Source organism: Paracoccus methylarcula (genome assembly GCF_003007735.2).
Taxonomy (GTDB): Bacteria; Pseudomonadota; Alphaproteobacteria; order Rhodobacterales; family Rhodobacteraceae; genus Paracoccus; species Paracoccus methylarcula.
On record NZ_PXNQ02000006.1, the window covers coordinates 206,188 to 230,766 of the forward strand.

Annotated in this window: 25 protein-coding genes, 2 tRNA genes, 2 pseudogenes and 1 riboswitch; of the genes and pseudogenes, 16 read left to right on the forward strand and 13 right to left on the reverse strand. The window is 62.6% G+C overall.

Features of this window, described 5'->3' with window-relative positions; genetic code table 11:
* Positions 1–15: 15 nt before the first annotated feature.
* The 4 genes from ttcA to rpmH form a co-directional block, all read right to left on the reverse strand.
* Positions 16–891 carry a tRNA 2-thiocytidine(32) synthetase TtcA gene (ttcA, locus tag A7A09_RS11380; protein ID WP_106691587.1) on the reverse strand — a complete coding sequence of 292 codons (876 nt, stop codon included), beginning with the start codon at positions 889–891 and terminating at the stop codon, positions 16–18.
* Between the two features lie 22 nt (positions 892–913).
* Positions 914–1,171 carry a membrane protein insertion efficiency factor YidD gene (gene yidD, locus A7A09_RS11385; protein ID WP_106691519.1) on the reverse strand — a complete coding sequence of 86 codons (258 nt, stop codon included), beginning with the start codon at positions 1,169–1,171 and terminating at the stop codon, positions 914–916.
* Entirely contained in the window at positions 1,168–1,539 is a 372-nt protein-coding gene (rnpA, locus tag A7A09_RS11390) for a ribonuclease P protein component (RefSeq protein WP_106691520.1), read from the reverse strand. Before rnpA ends, yidD begins: the two co-directional genes overlap by 4 nt.
* A gap of 94 nt (positions 1,540–1,633) precedes the next feature.
* Positions 1,634–1,768, reverse strand: a complete 135-nt coding sequence (rpmH, locus tag A7A09_RS11395; RefSeq protein ID WP_028725980.1) for a 50S ribosomal protein L34 — start codon at positions 1,766–1,768, stop codon at positions 1,634–1,636.
* Positions 1,769–2,033: 265 nt separating this feature from the next.
* Here rpmH and A7A09_RS11400 point away from each other — a divergent pair, with 265 nt between their 5' ends.
* Both A7A09_RS11400 and A7A09_RS11405 read left to right on the forward strand, forming a co-directional pair.
* Positions 2,034–3,455, forward strand: a complete 1,422-nt coding sequence (locus A7A09_RS11400) for a sensor histidine kinase (RefSeq protein WP_106691521.1) — start codon at positions 2,034–2,036, stop codon at positions 3,453–3,455.
* 74 nt (positions 3,456–3,529) lie between these two features.
* Positions 3,530–3,606: transfer RNA gene (locus A7A09_RS11405), tRNA-Arg, on the forward strand.
* Between the two features lie 319 nt (positions 3,607–3,925).
* Here A7A09_RS11405 and A7A09_RS11410 read toward each other — a convergent pair.
* Genes A7A09_RS11410 through A7A09_RS11420 form a run of 3 tightly spaced genes read right to left on the reverse strand, consistent with a single transcriptional unit; the run spans position 3,926 to position 6,788 of the window.
* Complete coding sequence (locus tag A7A09_RS11410) at positions 3,926–4,726, reverse strand: ABC transporter ATP-binding protein (protein WP_106691522.1); 801 nt, start codon at positions 4,724–4,726, stop codon at positions 3,926–3,928.
* Positions 4,723–5,733: a FecCD family ABC transporter permease gene (locus tag A7A09_RS11415; RefSeq protein WP_106691588.1), complete on the reverse strand. Its 1,011-nt coding sequence runs from the start codon at positions 5,731–5,733 to the stop codon at positions 4,723–4,725. The genes A7A09_RS11410 and A7A09_RS11415 overlap by 4 nt, the downstream gene beginning before the upstream one ends.
* Before the next feature lie 47 nt (positions 5,734–5,780).
* Positions 5,781–6,788, reverse strand: a complete 1,008-nt coding sequence (locus tag A7A09_RS11420) for an ABC transporter substrate-binding protein (RefSeq protein WP_106691523.1) — start codon at positions 6,786–6,788, stop codon at positions 5,781–5,783.
* Between the two features lie 155 nt (positions 6,789–6,943).
* Positions 6,944–7,152: riboswitch (cobalamin riboswitch) on the reverse strand.
* 232 nt (positions 7,153–7,384) lie between these two features.
* Here A7A09_RS11420 and A7A09_RS11430 point away from each other — a divergent pair.
* Positions 7,385–7,897, forward strand: coding sequence for a cell wall hydrolase (locus A7A09_RS11430; protein WP_106691525.1), 513 nt, complete (start codon positions 7,385–7,387; stop codon positions 7,895–7,897).
* 125 nt (positions 7,898–8,022) lie between these two features.
* A complete protein-coding gene (gene hspQ / locus A7A09_RS11435) occupies positions 8,023–8,355 on the forward strand; it encodes a heat shock protein HspQ (RefSeq protein ID WP_106691526.1) in 333 nt (110 codons plus the stop codon).
* Here hspQ and A7A09_RS11440 read toward each other — a convergent pair.
* Both A7A09_RS11440 and A7A09_RS11445 read right to left on the reverse strand, forming a co-directional pair.
* Positions 8,348–8,857, reverse strand: a complete 510-nt coding sequence (locus tag A7A09_RS11440; protein ID WP_245999289.1) for an ATP-binding protein — start codon at positions 8,855–8,857, stop codon at positions 8,348–8,350. The two genes, hspQ and A7A09_RS11440, sit on opposite strands and share 8 nt — an antisense overlap.
* The gene (locus tag A7A09_RS11445) at positions 8,854–9,192 is read right to left on the reverse strand and encodes an STAS domain-containing protein (RefSeq protein ID WP_366465890.1); all 339 of its coding nucleotides are present in this window, start codon (positions 9,190–9,192) and stop codon (positions 8,854–8,856) included. The genes A7A09_RS11440 and A7A09_RS11445 overlap by 4 nt, the downstream gene beginning before the upstream one ends.
* An 81-nt stretch (positions 9,193–9,273) precedes the next feature.
* On the opposite strand from A7A09_RS11445, the gene A7A09_RS11450 reads away from it, so the two are divergent.
* The gene (locus A7A09_RS11450) at positions 9,274–10,440 is read left to right on the forward strand and encodes an acetyl-CoA C-acyltransferase (protein ID WP_106691528.1); all 1,167 of its coding nucleotides are present in this window, start codon (positions 9,274–9,276) and stop codon (positions 10,438–10,440) included.
* A gap of 24 nt (positions 10,441–10,464) precedes the next feature.
* Here the strand turns inward: A7A09_RS11450 and A7A09_RS11455 are convergent, their stop codons facing one another.
* Complete coding sequence (locus tag A7A09_RS11455; protein WP_106691529.1) at positions 10,465–11,406, reverse strand: LysR family transcriptional regulator; 942 nt, start codon at positions 11,404–11,406, stop codon at positions 10,465–10,467.
* A 106-nt stretch (positions 11,407–11,512) separates the two neighbouring features.
* Here A7A09_RS11455 and A7A09_RS11460 point away from each other — a divergent pair, with 106 nt between their 5' ends.
* From A7A09_RS11460 to A7A09_RS11470, 3 genes are read left to right on the forward strand one after another with little or no spacing between them, the layout of a single operon-like run.
* Positions 11,513–12,676, forward strand: coding sequence for an acyl-CoA dehydrogenase family protein (locus A7A09_RS11460; RefSeq protein WP_106691530.1), 1,164 nt, complete (start codon positions 11,513–11,515; stop codon positions 12,674–12,676).
* Positions 12,676–13,782, forward strand: coding sequence for a CaiB/BaiF CoA transferase family protein (locus A7A09_RS11465; RefSeq protein ID WP_106691531.1), 1,107 nt, complete (start codon positions 12,676–12,678; stop codon positions 13,780–13,782). The genes A7A09_RS11460 and A7A09_RS11465 overlap by 1 nt, the downstream gene beginning before the upstream one ends.
* Positions 13,779–14,615, forward strand: a complete 837-nt coding sequence (locus A7A09_RS11470; RefSeq protein ID WP_106691532.1) for an HTD2 family dehydratase — start codon at positions 13,779–13,781, stop codon at positions 14,613–14,615. The genes A7A09_RS11465 and A7A09_RS11470 overlap by 4 nt, the downstream gene beginning before the upstream one ends.
* A 44-nt stretch (positions 14,616–14,659) precedes the next feature.
* Here the strand turns inward: A7A09_RS11470 and A7A09_RS11475 are convergent, their stop codons facing one another.
* On the reverse strand, positions 14,660–17,074 hold the full coding sequence (locus tag A7A09_RS11475) for a penicillin acylase family protein (protein WP_106691533.1): 2,415 nt from the start codon (positions 17,072–17,074) through the stop codon (positions 14,660–14,662).
* 168 nt (positions 17,075–17,242) lie between these two features.
* On the opposite strand from A7A09_RS11475, the gene A7A09_RS11480 reads away from it, so the two are divergent.
* The 3 genes from A7A09_RS11480 to A7A09_RS11490 all read left to right on the forward strand — a co-directional run bounded on the left by A7A09_RS11480 (position 17,243) and on the right by A7A09_RS11490 (position 19,469).
* The gene (locus A7A09_RS11480; protein ID WP_106691590.1) at positions 17,243–18,109 is read left to right on the forward strand and encodes an NAD(P)-dependent oxidoreductase; all 867 of its coding nucleotides are present in this window, start codon (positions 17,243–17,245) and stop codon (positions 18,107–18,109) included.
* 164 nt (positions 18,110–18,273) lie between these two features.
* Positions 18,274–18,837, forward strand: coding sequence for a sigma-70 family RNA polymerase sigma factor (locus A7A09_RS11485; RefSeq protein WP_245999290.1), 564 nt, complete (start codon positions 18,274–18,276; stop codon positions 18,835–18,837).
* The gene (locus A7A09_RS11490; protein WP_170167084.1) at positions 18,834–19,469 is read left to right on the forward strand and encodes an NrsF family protein; all 636 of its coding nucleotides are present in this window, start codon (positions 18,834–18,836) and stop codon (positions 19,467–19,469) included. The genes A7A09_RS11485 and A7A09_RS11490 overlap by 4 nt, the downstream gene beginning before the upstream one ends.
* Positions 19,470–19,517: 48 nt before the next feature.
* On the opposite strand, the gene ilvC is transcribed toward A7A09_RS11490, so the two are convergent.
* Complete coding sequence (gene ilvC / locus A7A09_RS11495) at positions 19,518–20,540, reverse strand: ketol-acid reductoisomerase (protein WP_106691534.1); 1,023 nt, start codon at positions 20,538–20,540, stop codon at positions 19,518–19,520.
* Positions 20,541–20,669: 129 nt separating this feature from the next.
* Here ilvC and A7A09_RS11500 point away from each other — a divergent pair, with 129 nt between their 5' ends.
* The 3 genes and pseudogenes from A7A09_RS11500 (at position 20,670) to A7A09_RS11510 (ending at position 22,883) form a co-directional block, all read left to right on the forward strand.
* Positions 20,670–21,125: an Lrp/AsnC family transcriptional regulator gene (locus tag A7A09_RS11500; RefSeq protein WP_106691535.1), complete on the forward strand. Its 456-nt coding sequence runs from the start codon at positions 20,670–20,672 to the stop codon at positions 21,123–21,125.
* Positions 21,122–21,588 (forward strand): annotated as a pseudogene (locus A7A09_RS11505) (Lrp/AsnC family transcriptional regulator). The gene A7A09_RS11500 and the pseudogene A7A09_RS11505 overlap by 4 nt, the downstream one beginning before the upstream one ends.
* 176 nt (positions 21,589–21,764) lie before the next feature.
* Positions 21,765–22,883 (forward strand): Hint domain-containing protein, encoded by a 1,119-nt coding sequence (locus tag A7A09_RS11510; protein ID WP_106691536.1) that lies wholly within the window; start codon positions 21,765–21,767, stop codon positions 22,881–22,883.
* 189 nt (positions 22,884–23,072) lie between these two features.
* On the opposite strand, the gene A7A09_RS11515 is transcribed toward A7A09_RS11510, so the two are convergent.
* A tRNA-Tyr gene (locus A7A09_RS11515) sits at positions 23,073–23,156 on the reverse strand.
* Positions 23,157–23,278: 122 nt separating this feature from the next.
* On the opposite strand from A7A09_RS11515, the pseudogene rlmB reads away from it, so the two are divergent.
* A pseudogene (rlmB, locus tag A7A09_RS11520) lies at positions 23,279–24,078 on the forward strand (23S rRNA (guanosine(2251)-2'-O)-methyltransferase RlmB).
* Positions 24,079–24,170: 92 nt separating this feature from the next.
* Positions 24,171–24,578: a YHS domain-containing (seleno)protein gene (locus tag A7A09_RS11525; RefSeq protein WP_148043646.1), complete on the forward strand. Its 408-nt coding sequence runs from the start codon at positions 24,171–24,173 to the stop codon at positions 24,576–24,578.
* The last annotated feature ends 1 nt before the right edge of the window (position 24,579 follow it).

Here is a 24,579-nt window from a genome sequence, read left to right on the forward strand (position 1 = left end):
AAGCTTTTCGTTCCGTTAAGGGGCTTGATTGCCGTGCAGGGGATCCGCGCCGCTTTGCTGTTCGCTTGGGAAGAGCGAGGCGAAGTCGAACAGTTTCGGATCCAGCATATGCGAGGGCCGCACATTCATCAGCGCCCGGAACATGACCTGACGGCGGCCCGGAGTCCGCGTTTCCCATTCATCGAGCAATTTCTTGACCTGGACGCGCTGCAATCCCTCCTGGCTGCCGCAGAGATCGCAGGGAATGATCGGATAGTTCATCGCATTCGCGAAACGCTCGCAATCCGCTTCGGCCACATAGGCAAGCGGGCGGAGAACGGTCAGATCCCCGTCTTCGTTCAGCAGTTTCGGGGGCATGGTGGCCAGTCGACCGCCATGGAACAGGTTCATGAAAAATGTTTCCAGGATGTCGTCGCGGTGATGTCCGAGGACTACGGCCGAACAGCCCTCCTCCCGTGCGATCCGGTAGAGATTTCCGCGCCGCAAGCGCGAGCATAGCGCGCAATAGGTGCGGCCCTGCGGGACTTTCGCGGTGACGATGGAATAGGTGTCCTGATACTCGATGCGGTGCTCCACGCCGCGGCTGGACAGGAATTCGGGCAGGACTGTCGCCGGAAAGCCCGGCTGGCCCTGATCCAGATTGCAGGCAAGCAGATCGACCGGCAGCAGCCCCCGCCATTTGAGTTCGTGCAGGACAGCCAGCAAGGTGTAGCTGTCCTTGCCGCCGGACAGGCAGACCAACCAGCGGTCGCCGGGGCGCAGCATGGCGTAATCGTCGATTGCGCTGCGGGTTTCGCGAACCAGGCGCTTGCGCAGCTTGCAGAACTCGGTTGACGAGGGTGCGCCCGCGAAAAGAGGGTGAATTTCCGTGTCGTCGCTATTGTCCAGCATTGCCGAACCTTTCTGAAAGAGCTTATCGCCCATGCCGATGGTCGCATTGATGATCGGACCGGCCCGGAACGGGATCGAACCCTTCTCCGCCCCATGGGTGGCAGCGGGCGATCCGCCGGAGCGTCAGCCAGCCTCCGCGAATCGCCCCGTGGCGATCCAGGGCCTCGAGCGCATAGGCCGAGCAGGTCGGTTGGAACCGGCAGCCATGTCCGACCCAGGGCGAGGCCAGCAGCCGATACGCCCGGACCGGCAGGGCGAACAGATGCGCCAGCGGGCTCATCGGTGCACCTTGCGCAAGGCATGTGACAGATCATCGCAGAGATCGCCGAAATCGCGGTTGATCGTCGCGTCGGGGCGACCGACCAGGACGTAATCCCAGCCTTGCCGGGCGGCATCGGGCAGCTTCAGCCGGGCGATCGCACGCAATCGGCGCTTGGCGCGGTTGCGCATGACGGCGTTTCCGATCTTTTTCGAGCAGGTGAAACCGACGCGCGCCGGAGCGTCGTCCCCGCGATCCCGCGCCTGCAGAAGAAATCCTGCGGTTCCCTGACGCCGTCCCCTGGCCGCAGCGAGGAAATCGGCGCGTTTCTTCAGGATTTCGGGCATCTTGCCGTGATCCGGGCTGTTTGCCATGCGAAATGCCGCCATGCCTTCATCCTGTGGCCGAGAATCAGCGTCGGGATGGGGCAAGGGCGGCATGTCCAAAGCCTTTCACCGGCGGGACGCACCCACCGGGATGCAATCAGGCCGACAAGCGTTTGCGGCCTTTTGCGCGGCGGGCGTTCAGCACACGGCGGCCGCCTTTGGTGGCCATGCGGGCGCGAAAGCCGTGACGGCGCGCACGAACGAGGTTCGAAGGTTGAAAAGTGCGCTTCATATTCCTGTCTCCGGGTCGTAGCTTGCGGGTGGCGGTCCAAGGCGATGAGGTCGATAGATCGCGACCCCGCACGATGACGCGCCGGTTGTTCGAAGCCCGCTGGATAGTGCAGGCTGAATGCGGCGTCAACAGCCTACCTGCGGTAAGTCTGCCACGCTGCCCGGAAATTTATCTGGGAACTTGAGGCTGAAAAAGGTCGTTCGATGTGTAAAAAGCGCGCGGTTCTGCATAAGTGCCAAAATGACCGCATAATATCCGGGACGAAATGAAGCTGAATACGATCTCTGGCCGATTCGCTGCATTGACGATCATTTTCGTCATATTGGCAGAGATATTCATTCTTCTGCCCGCATTGGCCAGCTTTCGCCGGGACTATCTCGAATCGCGGCTGGAGCGGGCCCAGATTGCCAGTCTCGCGCTTCTGGCGACGGATGACGCCCTGGCCAGCGACCTGGAATCGGAACTGCTGCAAAATGCCGGGGTCTTCAACGTCGTGCTGCGGCGCGACGATATCCGGCAGCTCGTGCTCTCGTCGCAGATCCCGGGGCCGGTCGCAGTTACCTACGATCTCCGTGAAACCCCGCCGTGGCAATCGATCATGGATGCCGTCGTGACCTTGTGGGAACGGGAAGACCAGGTGATTCGGGTCATCGGCGCGCCGGTCAACCAGGCTGGCCAGCTGATCGAGATCACCATGCGGACGGCACCGCTGCGTATCGCGATGATCGAATTCGGATTGCGTTTGCTCGCGATGTCGGCGGCGTTCTCGATCCTGACGGCCATTCTTCTGAACCTTGCCGCGCAACGCCTGATCCTGGTGCCGATTCGCCGTGTGATTTCCAATATGTCCGCCTATGCCAGCGCACCCGAGGACCCGCGTCATATCATTACGCCCGATGCGCGCCTGGGCGAGTTGCGAGAGGCCGAAACCGCATTGGCCGCGATGCAGAAGACGGTGACCTCCTCGCTGAAGCAGAAAGAGCGGATGGCGCAGCTGGGGCAGGCGGTGGCCAAGATCAGTCATGATCTTCGCAATATCCTGACGACGGCGCAGATCTTTGCGGACCGTCTCGAGGACAGCGCCGATCCAAAGGTCAAGCGCGCGGCGCCCAAGCTACTGAACTCCATCACGCGTGCCGTGACCCTGTGCGAGACGACATTGGCATTCGGCAAGGCCGAGGAGCCGGCGCCGTCATTGACCCGCTTCAATCTCGCCCAGCTCGCGGCCGAGGTGATCGAGGCCGAGACTTTGGCGTCCGCGACCGCCGGTCAGGTCGAATTCCTGACTGACATTCCTGCAAGCCTGACAATCCGTGCGGATCGGGATCAGCTCTACCGCGTGCTGACCAATCTTGCGCGGAATGCCCGGCAGGCGATCGAGGGGACGGGGCAGCCAGGGATGATCGAACTGGGCGCGGGAGAAGGCGACAACGAATGGTGGATCCGTGTCGGCGACAATGGGCCGGGCTTGCCGGACAAGGCGCGCGAATACCTGTTCCAGCCCTTCACCGGCAGTGCCCGCAAGGGGGGCACGGGCCTTGGCCTGACGATCGCCGCCGATCTCATCCGCAGCCATGGCGGCCGGCTGGAGCTGTTGCGCAGCGATGCCGAAGGCAGCGAGTTCATGATCCGTATTCCCCGCCAGATGAATATCCTGTCACCGGGCCATGCCACCTCGGCGCATTGAACGGCAGCCGAGGTTTTTTACACTTTCCCCCCTTGCATCTCCCGGAACGCGGCGCTAGATCCGCCACCTACAACGGACCCGTAGCTCAGCTGGATAGAGCACCAGACTACGAATCTGGGGGTCGGGCGTTCGAATCGTCCCGGGTCCGCCATTCATCTTTTTTGTCGTCTGTCAGAGACATTTGGCTTTTCCGTCAGATTCTTGGCCCAAGCGGCATCTCAGCCGAAGTCATGCCATCGGCGCGAAGAGTCCATAACGGACCTTCGCTGTTGGCTGCTTCCTGGGCCCGAGAGCATCTTGCCCTTATCTCGAAGCGCGTCCCGGGATGCTTAAGTTACCTGTCAGATACAGATGCGAGTGTCCCGGTATCTCTGTCAGGAAATACCCGGAGAATCCGAAAGAGAAGAGCCCGGCGAAGGTTGGATAGGCCGGGCTTTTCACGATCAGGCGGTTATCGATGGCCCGCCCCATCACGACACATCGTGCCTGTTCATGTCTGGCAGAGCCTGGGTCATGGACCGGAAGCGCAGCACGCGTGTGCCATCCGTGGGGTCGATCAATTCGGTTGCGCTCACCGCGAACACGCAGTGCAGCAGCTCGGGTGTCAGGATCTCGGCCGGGGAACCAAGCGCGATCAGCCGGCCTTGATGCAATACTCCGAGCCGGTCGCAGGACATCGCCTGATTGAGATCATGCAACGCGACGATGGTCGTCAGGCCCAACCGGCCGATCAGCCGCATGATAGAAAGCTGATGATGGATGTCGAGATGATTGGTCGGCTCGTCAAGCAGCAGAACCTGCGGCGCTTGGGCAAGGGCGCGGGCGATATGAACGCGCTGACGCTCGCCGCCCGAGAGGGTGATCCAGTCGCGGGTTTCGAAGCCCTGCATCTCGACGGTCGCCAGCGCGTTGGCGACATGCCGGCTGTCTTCCTCCGACCACGGGCGCAGCGCGTCCAGCCATGGCGTGCGGCCCAGTTCGACCGCGTCCCGGACGGAGATGCGATCCGAGGTGTCGGCCTGCTGTGCGACAAAGGCGGTGATGCGGGCAATCTCGCGTTGATTCATGCGGGCGAGTTCCTGCCCAGCCAGTTCGACATGGCCCTGTGAGGGTTTCAGCAATCCCGCCAACATGCGCAGCAGCGTGGATTTTCCGGAGCCGTTCGGGCCGATCAGCCCCAGGACCTCGCCCTTCTCGATCTCCAGGGTGGCGCCCTGCAGGATGGTCTTTCCGCGGGTGCGCCAGCCCAGATCACTTGCCCGGATCATCACGACGAAGCCCTTCCGCGGATCAGGATCAGGGCGAAGACCGGGGCTCCGACCAGGGCGGTGACGACTCCGATGGGCAATACCTGGCCGGGGATCATGACGCGCGACAGGATATCCGCCGCGATCAGGAACACCATGCCTATCAATGCAGATGCAGGCACCAACCGTGCGTGGCGGACACCGACCAGGAAGCGCGCGGCATGGGGCACGACCAGCCCCACGAAACCGATCGAGCCGACGATCGAGACCATCACGGCTGTTGCAATCGCTGCCGCGAGGATCAGGACCGCCTGCACCTGCCGGACGGGTATGCCCAGGGATGCCGCCGATTCCGCCCCGAAGGTAAAGGCATCCAGTGCGCGAATGTGCCACAACCCGATCAGCAGCACCATCGCGGCAGCCGGGAGTGCCAGCCACACATCGTCCCATCGCACGCCCGACAGGTTCCCCAGCAGCCAGAACATGATTCCGCGCGCCTGCTCGGCATTGGCCGAGCGCGCGATGATGAAGGAGGTCAGCGCATTGAACAACTGCGATCCGGCGATGCCTGCCAGGATGATCTGCCCGGTTCCCCGCAGTCCCGTTCCGCCACCCGAAAGCTGGGCCAGCAGCGTGACGAGACCAAAGGCCAGCAATGCACCCAGCAAGGCGCCCGCCGACATCGGCACCATCCCGGCGCCCAGCCCTGCCACGGCGATCAGGACCGCCCCTGTCGAGGCTCCGGCCGAGATCCCAAGCAGATAGGGATCGGCCAGCGCGTTGCGCAGCAGCGATTGCAGGATCACCCCGCAGACCGCCAGCGCCGCGCCACAGGCCCCGGCGACCAGGGCACGGGTCAGCCGGTAGGACCAGATGATGCCCTCGTCGATGGGATCGACGGCATAGCCCGCATCCCACAGCCGGTTGGCCAATACCTGCAATACCGTGCTCAGTGGAATCCGCGTTTCGCCGATACAGATACCCGCAAGCGGTGCGGCGACCAGGATCGTCGCGATCCCGATCCAGCGCATCGCCTGCCTGCCACGCTCGACCCTCCGTGCTCCGGTCAGCACCAATGTCATTGCGACAAGGTTTCCATCGCGTCGGTCAGGGCTTCCAGCCCGTCGATCAGGCGGATCGAGGCGTGCATCGCCTCGGCATCAAGGATGACGATGCGATCTTCCTTCACGGCGGTCATTTGGCTGGTCACCGGGTCCGATCTCAGGAATTCCAGCTTCTTCTCGTGATCATCGGCCGGGAAACGCCGGCGCTCCATGCGGGCGATCACGATGACCGAGGGATCGGCCTTCGCGATGCTCTCCCAGCCCACGGTCGGCCATTCCTCGTCGGATTCGATCACGTTGCGCAGCCCCAGCCTTTCGAACATCCATGCCGGGATACCCTTTTGCCCGGCCACGAAGGGATCGCGCTCCATCTCGGCAGAGGAAAACCAGACCACCGCAGAGGCGTCAGGCAGGTCCAGCGCGCGGGCACGCCTGGCCGCCGCCGCTTCGCGGGCCTGCAGTTCCGCGATCAGTTCGGCCCCGCGATCCTGCCGATTCATGATCGCCGCCATCTGCTCGATGCTCTTGTAGAGCGTCGCGATGTCGAAAGGCGCCAGACGTGTCCCATCCGCCCCGACGAGATTGTCCTTGCCCTCGCAATCGGGTGGCATCACATAGGCCGGGATGCCGAGATCGGCGAATTGCTCGCGTGTTCCGACGACGCCCTTCGGGCCGATCATCCATTCGAACATTGTCGGCACGAAGCCGGGACGTTTGTTCACCACCGATTCAAAGCTGGGGGCGTTGTCTGCGATGCGCTCCACCGAGGCATCGGCATCCGCGAATTCCGGCAGTACCGCGCTGAACCACAGCGCCGTGCCAGCCATCCGATCCTCTGCGCCAAGCGCATAGAGCGTCTCGGTCGCGGACTGTCCGATCGACACGACATTTTCCGGGGGGCCATCGAAGGTGATCTCGATACCGCAATTGTCGATGGTCAGCGGATATTCGGTCGGTGCGGCATATGCGCCCTTCGCGATCAGCGCGCTGATGGCAACCAGCGAAAGAAAAGGCAAGTTCATGTGAAAGCGTCCTTCTGGAATGAGAAGAACGGGGTAGGAAGCCCGCGCAGAGTCGCGGCAAGGCAGCGTTCCTGCTGACAAGAGGCGGTTTGGCGGCATTTCCGCCACAAGCTGTATCCGGTCATCGCTGCTCCTTCCGGGGCACCCCGCCCGGGTTGGTTGACATGACGATGGCAGGTCTCCTGACTCGCGGGTCGCTGCATATTCCCGCCTTCCCGGCGCTCGGCTGCGCCAGTGGCTGTCGGGCTATGCTCTCCGCCTACAGTTGCGGGGGCAGTCGCGGAATTGGTGCCGGGCACCTCACCACGTTCCCTTTTCACCCGGCGGCCTGACCGTCCCGGGAACCATCATCGAATGAGATGCAGCATGGGCCCCTTCAGGTCAACAGGCTTTCAGCCGGATACATGAGAATATGTGCCGTCCCGATCAGATCGTCTTTCCACGGCATCGCCACGGCCGTGGGGCTGGCGGCCCTATGCCGGCCATCAGTGGTCATCCTTGTGCGAAGGAGGCTGAAATGGCAAAATAACGTCGTGGCAGTGATCAACAGAGCCCGCGCCGAACACGGCCGGGACAGAAAAACGATAAGGCGGAACATGATCGAGGGTGCATCTAGGACGTGGCTCGTTTCGGGCCTTCTTGCGGTGGCTTCCATACTTGCAGGCTGTTCGACGGGCGATAGCGGCCGGCAGCGATATGCGAAGAAGGACCTGGAATGCATGGAGCGTGCCATTTTCTTCGAGGCGAACAGATCAAGCCGCGAAGGCATGATCGCCGTTGGCACGGTCGTCATGAACCGGGTCGAGTCGGATGAGTTTCCGAATACCGTATGTGGCGTCGTGGGGCAGAAAAATCAATTCGCGCCGGGCGTGATGACCAGGCCGATGAATTCCAAGGCATTGCCCGATGTGCAGGAAGCCGCGCGCGCGGTCCTGAACGGCGAGCGGCAGCCCGGTGTGCAAAAGGCCAGGTTCTTCCATACCGCCGGATACAGATTTCCCTATAATAACATGCATTATGTCCTCGTCGCAGGCGGCAATGCGTTCTACGAGAAGCGCAAGAAGCATCTGGTGACACAACGCGTCCCGCCAGCCCCTATCGATCGCTAAGCAGTCGGCACGGGGTCTGCTGTTTTCATCTGAGACAGGTAGCGCTGCGGTGGACAGAATCGGCTTGCGGCATTAGAACCCTTCCAATTCGGCGAAACGCCATGAGTACTAAGGGATCGTTACGCATGCAGGTGCAGAACCGCGTCGCGAAATACTGTCTTGGGCAGGTTGTCCGGCACAAGGACCGGCCATTCCGCGGGGTCATTTTCGATGTCGACCCGCAATTCGCGAATACCGAGGAATGGTATGATGCCATTCCCGAGGATGTGCGGCCATCCAAGGATCAGCCATTCTATCATCTCTATGCCGAAACCGAGGCGACCTATTACATCGCCTATGTGTCGGAGCAGAACCTGGTGCCGGATTCGTCCGGCGAACCGCTGGATCATCCCGAGGTGATCGAGATGTTCGGCGATTTCGAGGATGGGCGCTATCCGCTGCAGGAATTGCTCAACTAGACCGCACCGCCCGTGCAAGGGGGACGCTGAAGGCCAGGCAGTTCCTCTGCTCCTCCCGGTAATAGCACAGCGTTTGGGTCAGATCCTGGATGAGGAACCACCCAAAGCCGCTTTCGGAAAGCTCCGAATCTTCGAACCCCGGCAAATTCCTTGGCTGCAAGCATTTATCCGGCAGCGATATGCCGTCATCCGTCACCGCGCAGACGAATCCGCGCTCGGTTCGGACGATGGACAGGTGGATCGTCGGAGAGTCCTTGACGGCGAGGCCGCCATGCCGCGGAACTGCATGTTCCGCAACATTGTTCAGCACTTCCGCGAGAACCAGCTCGAGCCGTCCGAGCGTGTCGGGATCGGTCGATTTCGTGAAACGGTTGCGGATATCGCAGAGCGTTTCGCGGATGGCGAGGGGGCTGGCCGTCAAGACCCGATGGAATATCGGCCATGTCTCGCATGCGGCCAACTTTCCGGGATCGGCCTTCTGCCGGTCAATCGGATACATCATCCATTCTCCTGCTGTTGGGTGGGCAGAACCTGGAACACGCTATCCATCCGTGTCAGCTTGAAGACCCGCTCGACATTCGGTGTCATGTTGGCAAGCGTCAATGACAGTCCGGGCGGCATGGCCTTGTGCACGGCGACCAGTGCCCCGAGGCCCGAACTGTCCATGAAATCGACATATCGCAGGTCAAGCAATGCCGGTTTGCCGTGATCGTTGATGATCTCGCGCATCACGTCCTTGAATTGCGTTGCGTTGACAGCGTCGATCCGGGTTTCGCGCGTGATGATGATGGTCGTTTTTCCATCATTTGCGGCGGTCAGGTTCATCGAAAGCCCCATCTGATAAATCCGACAGACTCACTAGACGTGAAAGGTTAGGATCAAGTAAGCGATGAGCTGCCGAACAATTGGGGGGAGATCATGGCTACCAAAGATGTATTCGTGCTGGGGGCCGCACGTAGTCCGATGGGCGGATTCCAGGGGGCGCTGTCCGGTCTGACCGCCGCGGAACTCGGTGGCGTGGCGATTTCTGCCGCGTTGGAGCGGGCGGGCCTTGCCTCCGACCGGCCCGACGGCTTGTTCATGGGCTGCGTATTGCCGGCGGGGCAGGGGCAGGCCCCGGCCCGTCAGGCGGGTTTCGCAGCCGGATTACCGAAATCCGTGCCCGCCACGACCCTGAACAAGATTTGCGGCTCGGGCATGCAGGCGGTCATGATGGCCGCAGACGCGATCCGCGCGGGCAGCGCCGACCTGATCGTCGCCGGTGGCATGGAGAGCATGACCAATGCCCCCTACCTGCTGCCCAAGATGCGCTCGGGCGCGCGTTTGGGTCATGGGCAGGTGGTCGATCACATGTTCCTTGACGGGCTCGAGGACGCCTATGACAAGGGCCGCCTGATGGGCACCTTCGCCGAGGATTGCGCTGCCGAGTTCGGTTTCGGCCGCGAGGCGCAGGACGCCTATGCGCTGGCCAGCCTTGGCCGCGCGCAAGAGGCCATCGCCTCGGGGGCCTTCGCCGCCGAGATCGCCCCGGTCACGATCAGCGGGCGCAAGGGCGAGACGGTGGTGGACACGGACGAACAGCCGGGCAATGCCCGTCCCGACAAGATCCCCTTGCTGAAACCCGCCTTTCGCAAGGACGGCACGGTGACCGCCGCCAATTCCAGCTCCATCTCGGACGGATCGGCGGCATTGGTGATCGGCGCCGACAGCGCGGGTGCGATTGCCCGGATCGCGGGCTATGCCAGCCACGCGCAAGAGCCGGGCCAGTTCCCCACCGCTCCGGTGCCCGCCGCCGAGAAACTGCTGGAGAGGCTGGGTTGGCCGAAAGACAGTGTCGATCTGTGGGAGGTAAACGAGGCCTTCGCCGTCGTTCCCATGGCCTTCATGGCGCGGATGTCGGTTCCGCATGACAGGGTCAACGTCAATGGCGGTGCCTGCGCGCTTGGTCATCCGATCGGCGCATCCGGTGCGCGGATCATCGTGACGCTGATCCATGCGCTGCAGGCGCGGGGCGGCAAGCGGGGCATCGCGGCCATCTGCATTGGCGGCGGCGAGGGCACCGCGATCGGGATCGAGCTTGTCTGAAACGGTTTCCGGATGATGTGATTGCTAGGATGCTTCCGTCGGATCATGGGCATCGCTCGCGCCCAGCCAGATGCCCTGGGCGATCAATTCGGTGGTAACTTCCTGCAGGCATTGGCTGACGGCAGAGGCCGCCCGCGACAGGGGACGGGTCGCATGACTGGCCAGATAGGCGACCCGCCAGAACCGGTCATCCGCGAATGGCTGCACCTGCAGCAGGCCGCGTCCGGCCTCTTCGGCGACGGCGTGGATGGGCAGGACCGAACAGCCGAACCCGTCCTGGACCAGGCGCTTGATGCAGGCATAGCTGTCTACCTCGATGGCCGGATCGAAGACCAGGCCCGCCTCTTGCATCCGTTGCTGGATCATCCGGCGCAGCCCGTGCGAGGCACTGGGCAGGATCAACGGCATGCCGATCAGTGCCTCCAGCGTCGCCGGTGCGCGGCATGGAGCGTCGGGGGGCAGCAGAATGACCAGTTCTTCGCGCAATAACGGGTCAAGACGGATCTGCCTGTTATTCGCGGTGCCATATAGAACCCCCAGGTCGATCCTCCCCTCTTCCAGCCATTCGCCGACGAAGCCGCTCATGGCCTCGGCGACAACTGGCTTGATCCTTGGGTGGCGTTGATGCAGCCGGGCGATCAGGGGAACCGACAGGATGCCGCTGATCGTCCCCGGCAACCCGATCCGCACCGTGCCGCCCGGTTCCTTGCCGACCTGGTGCAACTCTTCCCGCATGTGATCGAACCCGGCCAGCAGCGGGCGGGCACGCTCGACCAGCAACGTGCCGGCCTCGGTCGGGCTGACCCCGCCGGAATGGCGCAGCAATAACGGTGTGCCAAGCGCCTCCTCCATCTTGCGTACATGCAACGAGAGCGCAGGCTGTGCGACATGCAGGCGTTCCGCCGCGCGCGAGAACGACCCCTCTTCGACGATCGCGAGGAAATAACGGAGCTGCCTGATATCCATGCCTGCACCTTCCTATATCGTTATCATATGGAGATCAGAATTTATATATATTTGCATTATGGTCCATGTCGCGCCAGTCTTTGAATCGATTAGGCGAGGATCGAAGATGCAGAATATTGGCTCTGACCAGTTTCAGGATATCCGCGACGCGGTGCGCGCCCTTTGCGCCGAGTTCCCCGATGAATATCACCGCAAGATCGATGAGCAGCGCGGCTATCCCGAGGAATTCGTGAATGCGCTGACCCGGGCGGGCTGGATGGCGGCGCTGATCCCCGAGGAATATGGCGGCTCCGGGCTGGGGCTGACCGAGGCCTCGGTCATCATGGAGGAAATCAACCGCGCGGGCGGCAATTCAGGTGCCTGCCACGGTCAGATGTACAATATGAACACGCTGATCCGGCACGGCTCGGAGGAGCAGCGGCAGAAATACTTGCCCCGGATTGCTGCGGGGGAGTTGCGCCTGCAATCCATGGGCGTGACCGAGCCGACCACGGGCACCGATACCACCAGGATCAAGACCACGGCGGTGTGCAAAGGAGACCGCTATGTCATCAACGGTCAAAAGGTCTGGATCAGCCGGGTCCAGCATTCCGAACTGATGATCCTGCTGGCCCGCACCACGCCTCTGGCCGAGGTGAAGAAAAAGACCGAGGGGTTGTCGATCTTCATCGTCGATGTGAAGGAGGCGATGCAAAAGGGCATGCAGGTCCGCCCGATCCTCAACATGGTCAATCATGAAACCAACGAGCTGTTCTTCGACAATCTCGAAATCCCCGCCGAGAACCTGATCGGCGAGGAGGGGCAGGGTTTCAAATATATCCTGACCGGACTGAACGCCGAACGGACGCTGATCGCCGCCGAATGCATTGGCGACGGCTATTGGTTCGTGGATCGCGTCACGAAATATGTCAGCGAGCGCAATGTGTTCGGCCGCCCCATCGGCCAGAACCAGGGCGTGCAATTCCCCATCGCCGAAAGCTTTATCGAGGTCGAGGCCGCGAACCTGATGCGCTTCGAGGCCTGCCGCCGCTATGACGCACAGGAACCTTGCGGGGCACAGGCCAATATGGCCAAGTATCTGGCCGCCAAGGCAAGCTGGGAGGCCGCGAACGCCTGCCTGCAATTCCATGGCGGCTTCGGCTTTGCATGCGAATACGATATCGAACGCAAGTTCCGCGAGACGCGGCTGTACCAGGTCGCGCCGATCTCGACCAACCTGATCCTGTCCTATGTCGCCGAGCATGTGCTGGGCCTGCCGAGGTCGTTCTGATGAGCGAGCTGCCGCTGGAGGGGTTGACCGTCATCGCCATCGAGCAGGCAGTCGCGGCCCCATTCGCCAGTTCTCGGCTGGCCGATGCCGGCGCGCGCGTGCTCAAGATCGAGCGGCCCGAGGGGGATTTCGCGCGCGGTTACGATGCCGTGGCAAAGGGGCAGTCGAGCTATTTCGTCTGGTTGAACCGGGGCAAGGAGTCGGTTGCGCTGGATTTGCGCTCGCCCGAGGGAAAAGCCGAGTTGCGGCGGATGCTGGAAGGCGCGGATGTGCTGTTGCAAAACCTCAAGCGTGGTGCGCTGGAGCGTCTCGGTTTCAGCTTTGACCGGCTGGCGCAGGATTTCCCACGGCTGATCACCTGCTCGATCACCGGCTATGGCGAGGATGGCCCGATGGCCGACCGCAAGGCCTATGACCTGCTGATACAGGCGGAATCCGGACTGTGCTCGATCACCGGCGGGCCGGATGAACCTGCCCGCGTGGGAATCTCGATCGTCGATATCGCCACCGGGGCGACGGCACATGCTGCGATACTCGAGGCGCTGATCCAGCGCGGCGTGACGGGGCGGGGCGCGAATATCTCGGTGTCGATGTTCGATGTCATGGCCGATTGGCTGACCGTGCCGCTTCTCAACCACGAGGGCGGCAGGACGCCCAAGCGCATCGGCATGGCGCATCCGTCGATCGCGCCCTATGGTGTGTTCCGGACGCGAGACGATCAGGCGGTGTTGATCTCGGTGCAGAGCGACCGGGAATGGCGCAGTCTTTGCAAGCTGTTCCTCGAACGCCCCGAACTGGGCGAGGACCCGCGATTCGCCACCAATGTCGCGCGGGTCGAGAACCGGGCCCTGACCGATGCCGCGGTGGCGCAAGGGTTTGCCCGGATGGATGCGGATCAGGCCATTGCCATCTTGTTGCAGGCCGATGTGGCCCTGGCTTCGGTCAGTGACATGGCGCGGCTGTCGGCCCATCCGCATTTGCGCCGGATCACTGTCGATACGCCGAACGGTCCGGTCTCGATCCCGGCCCCGGCCCCTGTCGTGACCGATGTCGAGCGGCAATACGGTCCGGTTCCCGCGCTATCCGGGAAGGAGGCGAAGGCATGATCGATATCGACCATTTACGCCAGTGGATAGGCCGCGAGGAACAGCAATCGGAACTGCTGACCCCGGCCATCGCCGAGCGCTTTGACGCCACCTTCGATTTGCGGGGCGAGACCGGCGATGGCGCCAGGGCTCCGGCGCTGATTCATCTCTGCCTGGCACCGCCCGCCATACCGACCGAAGAGCTTGGTCCCGACGGACATCCGGCGCGCGGCGGCTTTCTGCCGCCCGTGCCCTTGCCGCGCCGTATGTGGGCGGGTGGGGCCTTCAGTTTCCATGGTGACATCCGGGTAGGAGAGACGGTCACACGCCGCTCCATCATCCAGGATGTGGTGGTGAAGGAAGGCCGTACGGGAATGCTCTGCTTCGTCACCGTCGAGCATCAGGTCGACAGCAATGGCCGCGCGGCTCTGACCGAGCGGCAGGATATTGTATATCGCGGTGTGGACGGTCCGGATGCGGGCGCGAAGAAGATCGCTTCCACTGCTCCTGCCGGTGAGTATCGCCGGGCGGTCCAGCCGTCGGCAGTGCTCTTGTTCCGCTATTCCGCGCTGACATTCAACGGGCATCGGATTCACTACGATGCGCCCTATGTGCATGGGCAAGAGGGCTATCCCGGCCTGATCGTTCACGGGCCGATGCAGGCCACGATGCTGATGCAGCTGGCAGAGCAAATCCGTGGCAGCCGTCCCACGCAATTCGAGTTCCGCAGCCTGTCGCCATTGTTCGATGACGCCGACTTCACGCTGAACGCGGCAGATGACGGTTCGGGGCTGAAGCTGTGGACCTGCTATGCCGATGGTCCCGTGGCAATGGTGGCGCGTGCCGAGTGGTAGCCCGAGCCGGCCCCGGCCGGAGCAATCCGCCGGGCGGGCTGGACCTATTCCGCCGGGATCAGTTCCGTGACGCCGACGGCGGCGGCGCGGGCCAGTTCGGGGTCCAGCGACATGCCGATATACTCGCCGCGCCGCCACAGTTCCGCCAGATCGTCATAATGGCGTGAGAACGGATGTCCGCTCTGGCCGGTGGAAATGATGAAGACTGAACTGTCGGGATCGGCAAGGTCGTAAACCCCGCGATATGCTGCGCCACTGACCGCTTCATAGGGATTTTCTCCACCACCGAGCAACCCGCTGCGCGCCAGGGTGAATTCGCCGCCCGAGACCGATTGCGTCAGGTTCATCACCCAACCGAGACCGGAAATCCGCCCAAGGCCCGGATGATCATGCTGCGCCTGGTGCAGATCCCCCCAACGCCAGCTCGCGACCTGCGGGCCGAAACGGTCGGTCAGATCCAGGATGGCACGGTCCAGCGCCTGACGCGCTATGGTGGTGCAATCCTCGTCGGGCGCGCTTTGGATGATGTTGCACCAGCGCGCGGCCCCGTTCCGATTGCGGAACACCGCATCGATGAAGGCGGGATGAAGCTGTGTGATGTCGTCGGCCAGCGGTCCAAGCTCGTCCTGGATCAGCCGCTTTTGCAATTCGCGCATCCAAGCGGCATAGATCAGCGGCTCCGGCAGATGCTCGCTCATCTCGCCGTCCCATTCGGCCAGAAGGTTCAGGGCATCCTGACGCTGGCGCTCGGGGGTTCCGGCCGAGGCAGGTTCTCCGCTGAACCACAGATTGGCTCCGACCAGCGGCAGCAGGGCGCGAGCCGCCGGACTGACGACATCCAGCTGCGTCGCGATGAAGCTGTCGCGGGAATGAACCTCCCGGTCGCCCAGCAGATAAGTCAGCCGCTTGCGTCTCTGGCCGTCTTGCGGCTCGTCGGTCGCGATGACCATCTCTGCCTCGGAAGACACGCCGGGTTCAAGTTCGGCAGCCTGGGCAATGCCGGTCCACCGGGCCTCGCGCAGCCAGCCGGGTGCGGGCATCTTGCCGCCCGTCGGATGATCGGCGGCGCGTTGCGGCACTGCCCCTGCCGTGAATTGATGGACGCCCTCGGGGTCCGCCAGCGTGACCGTCAGTGCGGGCGCAACGGTCTGGGCCATCGCCTCGGCCGCCGCCGCACGGCTGCCCGACCGCATCAGGCCGATCAGGGCGGACATGGTCCGATCCTGCTGCGAGAGCCCCGTCCAGCGAAGCGAAGCGACATGCCCATACGGGGTCACATCCTGCAATCCGGGGTCAATTCGGGGTACCAGCGGGCCATTCTCGGTCTCGCGCAGGGTAATGGTCTGGCTCTGGCCATCCAATATACGGATCACCGCGCTTTCGGTCCGGAATTGTGTCCAGCCCGAGATGCCGCGATAGCTGTCGGAGGCGCCGGGCTTGATCTCTTCGATATAGATATCGGCGTCGTCCATGGCAGCAGGGGTCAGTCCCCAGGCCAGATGCTGGTTGCGACCGGACCATATCGCCGGAATGCCTGGTATGGTTGCGCCGATCACCCCGCCCGAGATGAGTTCGAGCCGTGCCAGGTAAAAGAGCGACGGTACTGTCAGCGGTGCTTGCGGATCATTAGCGAGCAACGAGCCATTCGCTGCCGTGCGACTGCTGGCAGCGGCGAAACCATTCGCGCTCAACCCCATTCCGGGATGCAGGAAGCCGCGCAGGTCCATGGGATGCGAGCCGGTGCGATGGCTTTGCGGGATCCCAAGCCGGGCACCGGGGAGCAGGGACGCATAGGGTTGCCGGACGGGGTCGCCCGGCGATTGCAGTTCCGGCCCGTGCTCCGGCCATGCCAATGACAGGCGCGCGCGCAGCACCTCATCCCCGATGGCGCGGCTGGTGCTTGCCGCCAGCAGCTTCAGGATCGCCAGCGAATCCGCGGGTTGCCAATAGGTGATCTGATCGGGGAACAGGAAGAATTCGGGTGCGCCCTTGCCCATCGCCCCCTCGTTCACCTGCCGGATCCATTCGTTGATCCCTGCCGAATAGGCCTCCAGCGCGGCCAGGGTTTCCGGATCCTGGGCACCGACCGAGGCCGCCGCATGTTCGTAGAGGCCCAAGCGGCGGGCGAGATCGTCCAGTTCAAAGCCCGATGCCCCGTAAATCTCGGACAGCCGCCCTTGCGCGGCCCGCCGCAGCACGGTCATCTGGAACAACCTGTCCTGCGCATGCGCCACGCCGAGCGCGAAAAAGACATCCTCGTCGGACTGCCCGAAAATATGCGGGACATCCTCGGTCGAGCGTATGATTTCGACCGGGGCCGAGAGCCCCGCCATTTCATAGCTGGCATCGTAATCGGGTAATGAGCGTATGGCAAAATACCAGATCAGCACCGCGCCCGCCACCAGGAGCAGGATCATCGCGACGGTCAGCCTGAGAAGCCAGCGAAAGATTGTCAGCATCGGCGGGGCGGTTCCATCTAGGTCGCGTGTCAGGTCGGCTCAGGCTGTCCCTTTGGCGCTTGACCATGATGCGCCGGGGTGGTGGGGTGCTGCATAAGGCAGCCGCGCCCGCATTTCAACGAGTGCCGGATGCGACATTATCGCGGCGATCACTAATGGGGAATGAACATGGCGAAACTGGCTTTTCTGGGACTTGGCGTGATGGGCTATCCGATGGCCGGACATCTTAAATCCGCGGGGCACGAGGTCACTGTCTACAACCGCACCGCCGGGAAGGCGAACAAATGGGTGGCTGAACATGGCGGGAATGCCTGCGCGACGCCACGCGAAGCGGTGAAGGGGGGCGATTTCGTCATGGCCTGCGTGGGTAATGACGACGATCTGCGCTCGGTCTGCCTGGGCGAGGATGGAGCCTTTGCCGGCATGGCCGAGGGCGCGATCTTTGTCGATCACACCACAGTTTCCGCCGCAGTCACCCGAGAACTGGCCGAGGCGGCGCGGCAGGCGGGGCTGGGTTATGTCGATGCGCCGATCTCGGGCGGCCAGGCTGGGGCAGAAAATGGCCAGCTCTCGGTGATGTGCGGCGGCGATCAGGGTCATTTCGACCGCGCCGCGCCGGTTATCGATGCCTATGCCAAGATCTGCCGCCGCCTGGGCGATGTCGGTGCGGGCCAGATGACCAAGATGTGCAACCAGATCGCCATCGCGGGGCTGGTGCAGGGATTGTCGGAAGCGCTGGCATTCGCGCAGAAGGCGGGGCTCGATACCGACCAGGTGGTCGAAGTGATCAGCCAGGGCGCCGCCGGGAGCTGGCAGATGGCGAATCGTCACAAGACCATGGCGGCAGGTGAATTCGAGCATGGTTTCGCGGTCGACTGGATGCGCAAGGATCTGGCGATCTGCCTTGCTGCGGCGGACGAGGTGGGGGTTTCCCTGCCGGTCACCGCCTTGGTGGACCAGTTCTACAAGGAGGTGCAATCCATGGGCGGCGGGCGGTGGGATACCTCGTCGCTGATCGCGCGCCTGACGCGGTAGAGATCGGCGCATGATCAGACATGCCTGGCCGGGCTCCGGGTCTCCGCGATCTTTGCCGCAAGTGCGTGCTTGGGGCAATCGTTACCTGTGGGTGTCCGGGCGACATTGTCATTTTTCAAGGCGGCGATGTAACGATATGCGGCCAGGATACGTAGGGTCATGTGATGCAGGAGCGTAAGGGTGCATCGAAAGCGCAATCCGATTGGTCAGAGATGATGCGGTCGGCGTTGCGTGGCGATGCCGAGACCTATCAGCGCCTGCTGACCGAAATGGCGCCGGTGCTGCGTGGGATCGTCCGGGCGCGTGCCTCCGGCATGGATCTGGATTGGTGTGAGGATGTGGTGCAGGACAGCTTGATGGCCATACATCTCAAGCGCGGAACATGGGATCCGACCCAGCCCTTGCGGCCATGGGTCTATGCCATCGCGCGACACAAGCTGGTGGATGCCTTTCGCCGCAAGGGGCGCGCCGTGCATGTGCCGGTGGACGAGTTCATCGACCAGTTCGAGGCGGAACCCGGCGCCGATCCGCTGGAGAACCGCGATGCCGAGATACTGATCGACCGCCTGCCCGAGCGTGATGCGGCGCTGTTGCGTTGCCTGGCGCTGGAAGAGCGTGGCAACGAGGAATGCGGGCGCCGTCTCGGGCTGGCCCCGGGCGCGTTGCGCGTGGCATTGCATCGCGCGCTCAAGCGGCTGGCGGTGATCCGGAAGGAGGAAGGGCTGTGAAAACGGACCAGTTGATAGCCATTCTTGCGGGTGACACGGTCATGCCGCATCGGGTCGTGCCGCGTGTCTTCGGGTTTACCGCTGCGGGGCTTGCGTTGACTGCCATGATCGCATTGACGATCCTGGGGGTGCGGGGCGACCTGATGCAGGCGATGTCGGGGCCGGTGACCATGATGAAATGGCTGTTGCCGCTTGGTGTCGCCCTTCCCGCGCTTGCTGCCGCCGCCAAGCTGACCAGCCCCCAGACCCGCAGGATTCCGGCGCTCTGGATCGCACCTGCTGTCGGGGTCGTTGCAGTCGCCTGGTTGCTGCAGATCGTGGTGGCAACTCCCGCCCCGGAACTATTGCCCGCAGTGCTTGGCAGTTCCCGGCAGGCCTGCCTGATCTCGATCATTTCGATTTCGATCGTGCCGCTGGCATTGGCGATCCGGGTGATGCGGGACGGGGCAAGCCCCGCGCCGATGCATTGTGGAGCCTGTATCGGATTGGCGGTCGGGGGATTGTCCACTGCCATCTACACGCTGCACTGCACCGAGGACGCGCCGCTGTTTTTCCTGACCTGGTACGGTCTCGGGATCCTGATCGTCGCCGGGATAGGTGCGTTGGCGGGGCGCTACCTGCTGCGCTGGTAAGACCGGCAAACGAAAAAAGGGGGCCACGAGGCCCCCTTCCCATGACGGTCAGTTGCGGTTGCGATCGACCATCTTGCCCTTGCTGATCCAGGGCATCATCTCGCGCAGCTTGGCGCCGACCTGTTCGATCTGATGTTCGTCATTGATGCGGCGCGTGGCCTTGAACATCGGCTGGCCGACGGTGTTCTCCTGCATGAAGTCGCGCACGAAACGGCCGGTCTGGATATCGGTCAGAACATCCTTCATGCGTTTCTTGGTTTCCTCGTAGGGGAGGATCCGCGGGCCGCTGACATATTCGCCGTATTCGGCAGTGTTCGAGATCGAGTAGTTCATGTTGGCGATACCGCCTTCATAGATCAGGTCCACGATCAGCTTCACCTCGTGGAGACACTCGAAATAGGCCATTTCGGGCTCGTAGCCCGCTTCGACCAGCGTCTCGAAGCCCATGCGGATCAGTTCGACCAGGCCGCCGCAAAGCACCGCCTGCTCGCCGAACAGGTCAGTTTCGCATTCTTCGCGGAAATTGGTCTCGATGATGCCCGAGCGCCCGCCGCCGATGGCCGAGCAATAGGACAGGCCCAGATCCATCGCCTTGCCCGAGGCGTCATTGTGCACTGCGACAAGGCAGGGCACGCCGCCGCCCTTGACATATTCGCCGCGGACGGTGTGGCCGGGGCCCTTCGGAGCCATCATGATGACATCGACGCCGGGTTTCGGCTCGATCAGGCCGAAATGCACGTTCAGGCCATGGGCGAATGCGATCGCCGCGCCTTCGCGCAGATTGTCATGGACGTGCTTCCTGTAGGTCTCGGCCTGCAATTCGTCCGGCATGGTGAACATGATCAGGTCGCACCAGGCTGCGGCCTCGGCGATGCCCATCACCTTCAACCCTTCCGCTTCGGCCTTGGCGGCCGAGGGGCTGCCCTCGCGCAACGCGATGACCACGTTTTTGGCCCCGCTGTCGCGCAGGTTCAGCGCATGGGCGTGGCCCTGGCTGCCATAGCCGAGGATCGCCACCTTCTTGTCCTTGATCAGGTTCACATCGCAGTCGCGGTCATAGTAAACGCGCATGGTCCAAGTCCTTTCCTGTCTGATGTCGAGGTTGTAGTCCTTATATACTGCCGGGGATGTTCATTTTTCGCGAATTATGCGAGTGTTGACAAATATCCATGTCCAAAAGATGCAAACTTGACAAAATTCATGCCTGATACGACGGATCGGCGCATATTGCGCCAGCTTCTCGCCGATCCCGGCGCTCCCAATTCCGTGCTGGCGGACCGGGCGGGGGTGACCAGCGCCAGCCTTTGGCGGCGCGTGGAACGAATGCGCGAAGCGGGGGTGATCTCTGCGATACAGAGCCGCATCGACTGGCGCGCCCTTGGATGGGAGGTCGAGGTGAGCTTGCGCTTCACGCTGGACAAGACCAATCCCCGTGCACTGGACGAATTCATCGCGGCGGCGCGCGAAGTTCCCGAAGTGACCGAGATCCAGACATTCCTGGGGAGCGTTGATTTGCGCCTGTCGGTGATTGCGCGCGACATGGCGCATTGGCAGGAGATATACCGCGACCGGATCCTGACATTGCCGCATGTCTCCGACAGCGATGCGCTGATGCTGATTTCGACCATCAAGGACAGCGCGGAGCTGGCGCTATGAGCGGGCTGGACGCGACGGATTTGGCGATCCTGAGGGCTCTGACGGCGGATGCCACCAAGAGCGCGGCCGAGATCGGGCGCATGGTGGGGATCGGACAATCGGCGCCTGGCGGCGGATTCGCAAGCTGGAGGAAACCGGCGTATTGGCGGGGCGGCGGGTGGTCGTGGACAATGCTGCCCTGGGGTTTGGCGTGACCGTGTTCCTGGGTATCCGCCTTGCCGCCAAGGGACGGGTTTCGCTGGAGGATTTCGAACGTGCGGTGACCGCGATTCCCGAGGTGCAGACGGTCCAGCATGTGCTGGGCCAATTCGATTACCGTCTGCGGATCACCGCCCGCGACATCAGCGATTTCGAACGAATCCTGCGCCGGCGCATCATGACGCTGCCGGGGGTGGGGCAGGTCGAGGCCAATGTCATGCTGTCGGAAGAGCGGCTTCCGGGACCGTTGGGCATGCTTGGCTGAGGGCTTGGGGGGGGGCGTGGGAGGTCTACGGATGCGCGGAAACTTGCTGACAGGTTTTGGGCGCATGCGCCGGGCAATTGCCATTCCCTGCCCCGCTCGGCATTAACCATGTTTTCGCGAGCCATGTAGGGTCGCGGCATTGTTGCGTGTTTTAACCAGTAGTGGGGTAACGAGCCATGGCAGCCTATGCGCTCTATTTTTCGAATGATCAGCTTGGCGATTTCAATACATCCAACGCATTTGAGCTGATCACCAATCCGATGGGTGAGCAGAAGCTCACCATCAATACCAACCATCCCGGCGATCGTCTGGTGTCCAATGGAGCGGTCGCCGATATCGGAGAGATCACCGGCTGGCGGCTGACGGTTCAGGGTGAGGATGTCAGCGACGGGGCCGTAAGTCATGTCGTTCCAAATTCGAATGTCGTCGTCGAGTACTCGACCGATGGCGGTGCAAATTGGAACAGCTACACGACGGATATCGGGCATCCCGATGCGGTGTATAGCGTCCGGCAGGATGAAAAGGACTGGATGGCTCTGACGGCGAATATACCCGGTCAGTCCGACCTGCAATTCGGCTTCATCGCTTCCAATTCCCCTGTGCATTCATGCCAGGCATTCGTGACCGATGAGACGATCTTCGAATGTCAGGTCGGCGAATATATCCTTCCCGAGATCATCTTCCCCTGCTTCACAGCGGAAACCCGGATTTCGACCGCATATGGTCCGGTGGCGGCGGGCGACCTTGCGGCCGGGAACCTGGTTCTGACCAGCGATAACGGTCTTCAGCCCATCCGCTGGATTGCGCGGCGAAAGCTGGACAGGCATGATCTGAGGCTCAATCCGGGACTGCGTCCGATCCGGATCCGGGCGGGGGCGCTTGGCAGCCAGATGCCGCAGTCGGATTTGCTGGTCTCGCCACAGCACCGGGTCCTGGTGCGTTCGCAGATCGCCCTGAGAATGTTCGGCACCGACGAGGTGCTGGTCGCGGCCAAGCAACTTTGTGAGATCGACGGGATCGATATCGACCAGGAATGTGACGAGATCACCTATGTTCACTTTCTTTTCGATGATCATCAGATCGTGTGCTCGAACGGTGCCTGGACCGAATCGCTTTATACCGGCCCGCAGGCGCTCAGGGCGGTCGGACCTGCTGCATTGGAGGAAATCTACACGCTATTCCCGGAATTGCGGGAGGGTGAAGCAAAGCCCGCAGCCCGACCGATCCCGCAAGGGCGTCTGGTGAGGCAAATGGCCAGCCGGCATGCCAGGAATGGCAAGCCCCTGGTCGCCTGACGCTATCCGGCGGCCATAACGACGGTGACCGGATCGCGATTGCCGCCGGAGGAACTCATTCCTTCGGCGGCTTCCTTTGCATGATGCCGCAAATATTTCCGCCCGGCAGTTTCTTGGGTGGTTCGTTCGCGACGAATCTCTGGCAATCGAGGCGGCGATGCCTGCTATCTCGCGAATTTGAGTGGAAAATGGTGGGCGACCCTGGAATCGAACCAGGCATGGGTCTCCCCGGCGGAGTTACAGTCCGCTGCCGCACCTTGCAGCACGTCGCCCACCGAGCGCCGTCGGCGTGAGGAGTGATTAGCGGTCCCGTTCAGGGGCGTCAAGCGGATTTCCGGGGCTTGCGCGATCACGTCGGGACGCGCAGAGAGGGAAGCGCAACAAAGGAAAGCAAGATGGCCGACACGCCGCGCAAATCGAAAAAGCCCAACTGGGTCATCGACAAGGAACGAGCCCGCCGGGCGGCAGCCGCCGAAACAGTCTGGCTGTTCGGATTGCACGCCGTACGCGATGCACTGGCAAATCCCGGGCGTGAAAAGCTGCGATTGGTGGTGACACGGAATGCCCTGGACCGTTTGGGCGATCTTCATGGCGTGACGCCGGAACTGACCGATCCGCGCGTTTTCACGAAGACCGTTCCATTGTCCGACGAAAATGTCCACCAGGGCGCGGCGCTTGAGGTTAAGCCGCTGAAATGGGGAAGCCTCAGCGAGGTCGCCTTGCGCGAGGCTCCGGGAGAGACGCGCCCGTTGCTGGTTGCGCTCGACAGGGTCAGCGATCCGCATAATGCCGGGGCCATCCTGCGCTCGGCCGAGGTGTTCGGCGCGCGCGCGGTGATCGCACCGGCCCGCCATTCGCGCCCGAGACAGGGGCCCTGGCCAAGACCGCATCCGGTGCGCTGGAACGCCAGCCCTACCTGCGCGTGCCGAACCTTGCCGAGGCGCTGAACCAGCTGAAGCAAATGGGCTTCGTCCTGGTCGGGCTCGACGGCTCCGGCGATACGGTCCTGCCCGAACTGCTGGCCGGTCTTCAGGGCCGTGCCCTTTGCCTGGTCATGGGGGCCGAGGGTCCGGGCATGCGGGAACTGACGATGAAAAGCTGCGATCACATCGCGCGCATTCCCTTCGCGGCGGATTTCGGCTCCCTCAATGTGTCGAATGCTGCGGCGGTGGCGTTATATGCTGCGGCTCGGTGAGCATAAATCACAAGCATGAGATATCTTCGGCCCGACATTGAGAATCACGCGCTACACTGTCAAAGCTAGTGACTTCCATGATCCTGGTAACCATGAAGCCGCTGATTCTGTCCATATCGCTGATATTTGCATTCGCATTGCCCGCCGCTGCGAAGGATTGGGCATTGGGAGGATATGACGCCGTCGGCTACAGTTTCGGACGGGCGGTTCCCGGGCGCAGCGATATCGCGACGATGTGGAAGGGAAAATCCTGGCATTTCGTGTCCGAAGAGAATCGGACCCGATTCGAGGCCGATCCACGACAGTTCGCCCCGGCTTTCGAAGGGTTCTGCCCTGTTTCCCTGGCCGATGGCCGGAAAGAGCGGGGCGATCCGCGGTTTTTCGCCGTTATCGACCGACAACTCTATTTATTGCGCTCCGATGTGGAGTTACGCAGGATCAGGCGGGCCCCGGACGAGATACTGGATGAAGCCCGGAAAACCTGGTCCATGGTGAAGTAAA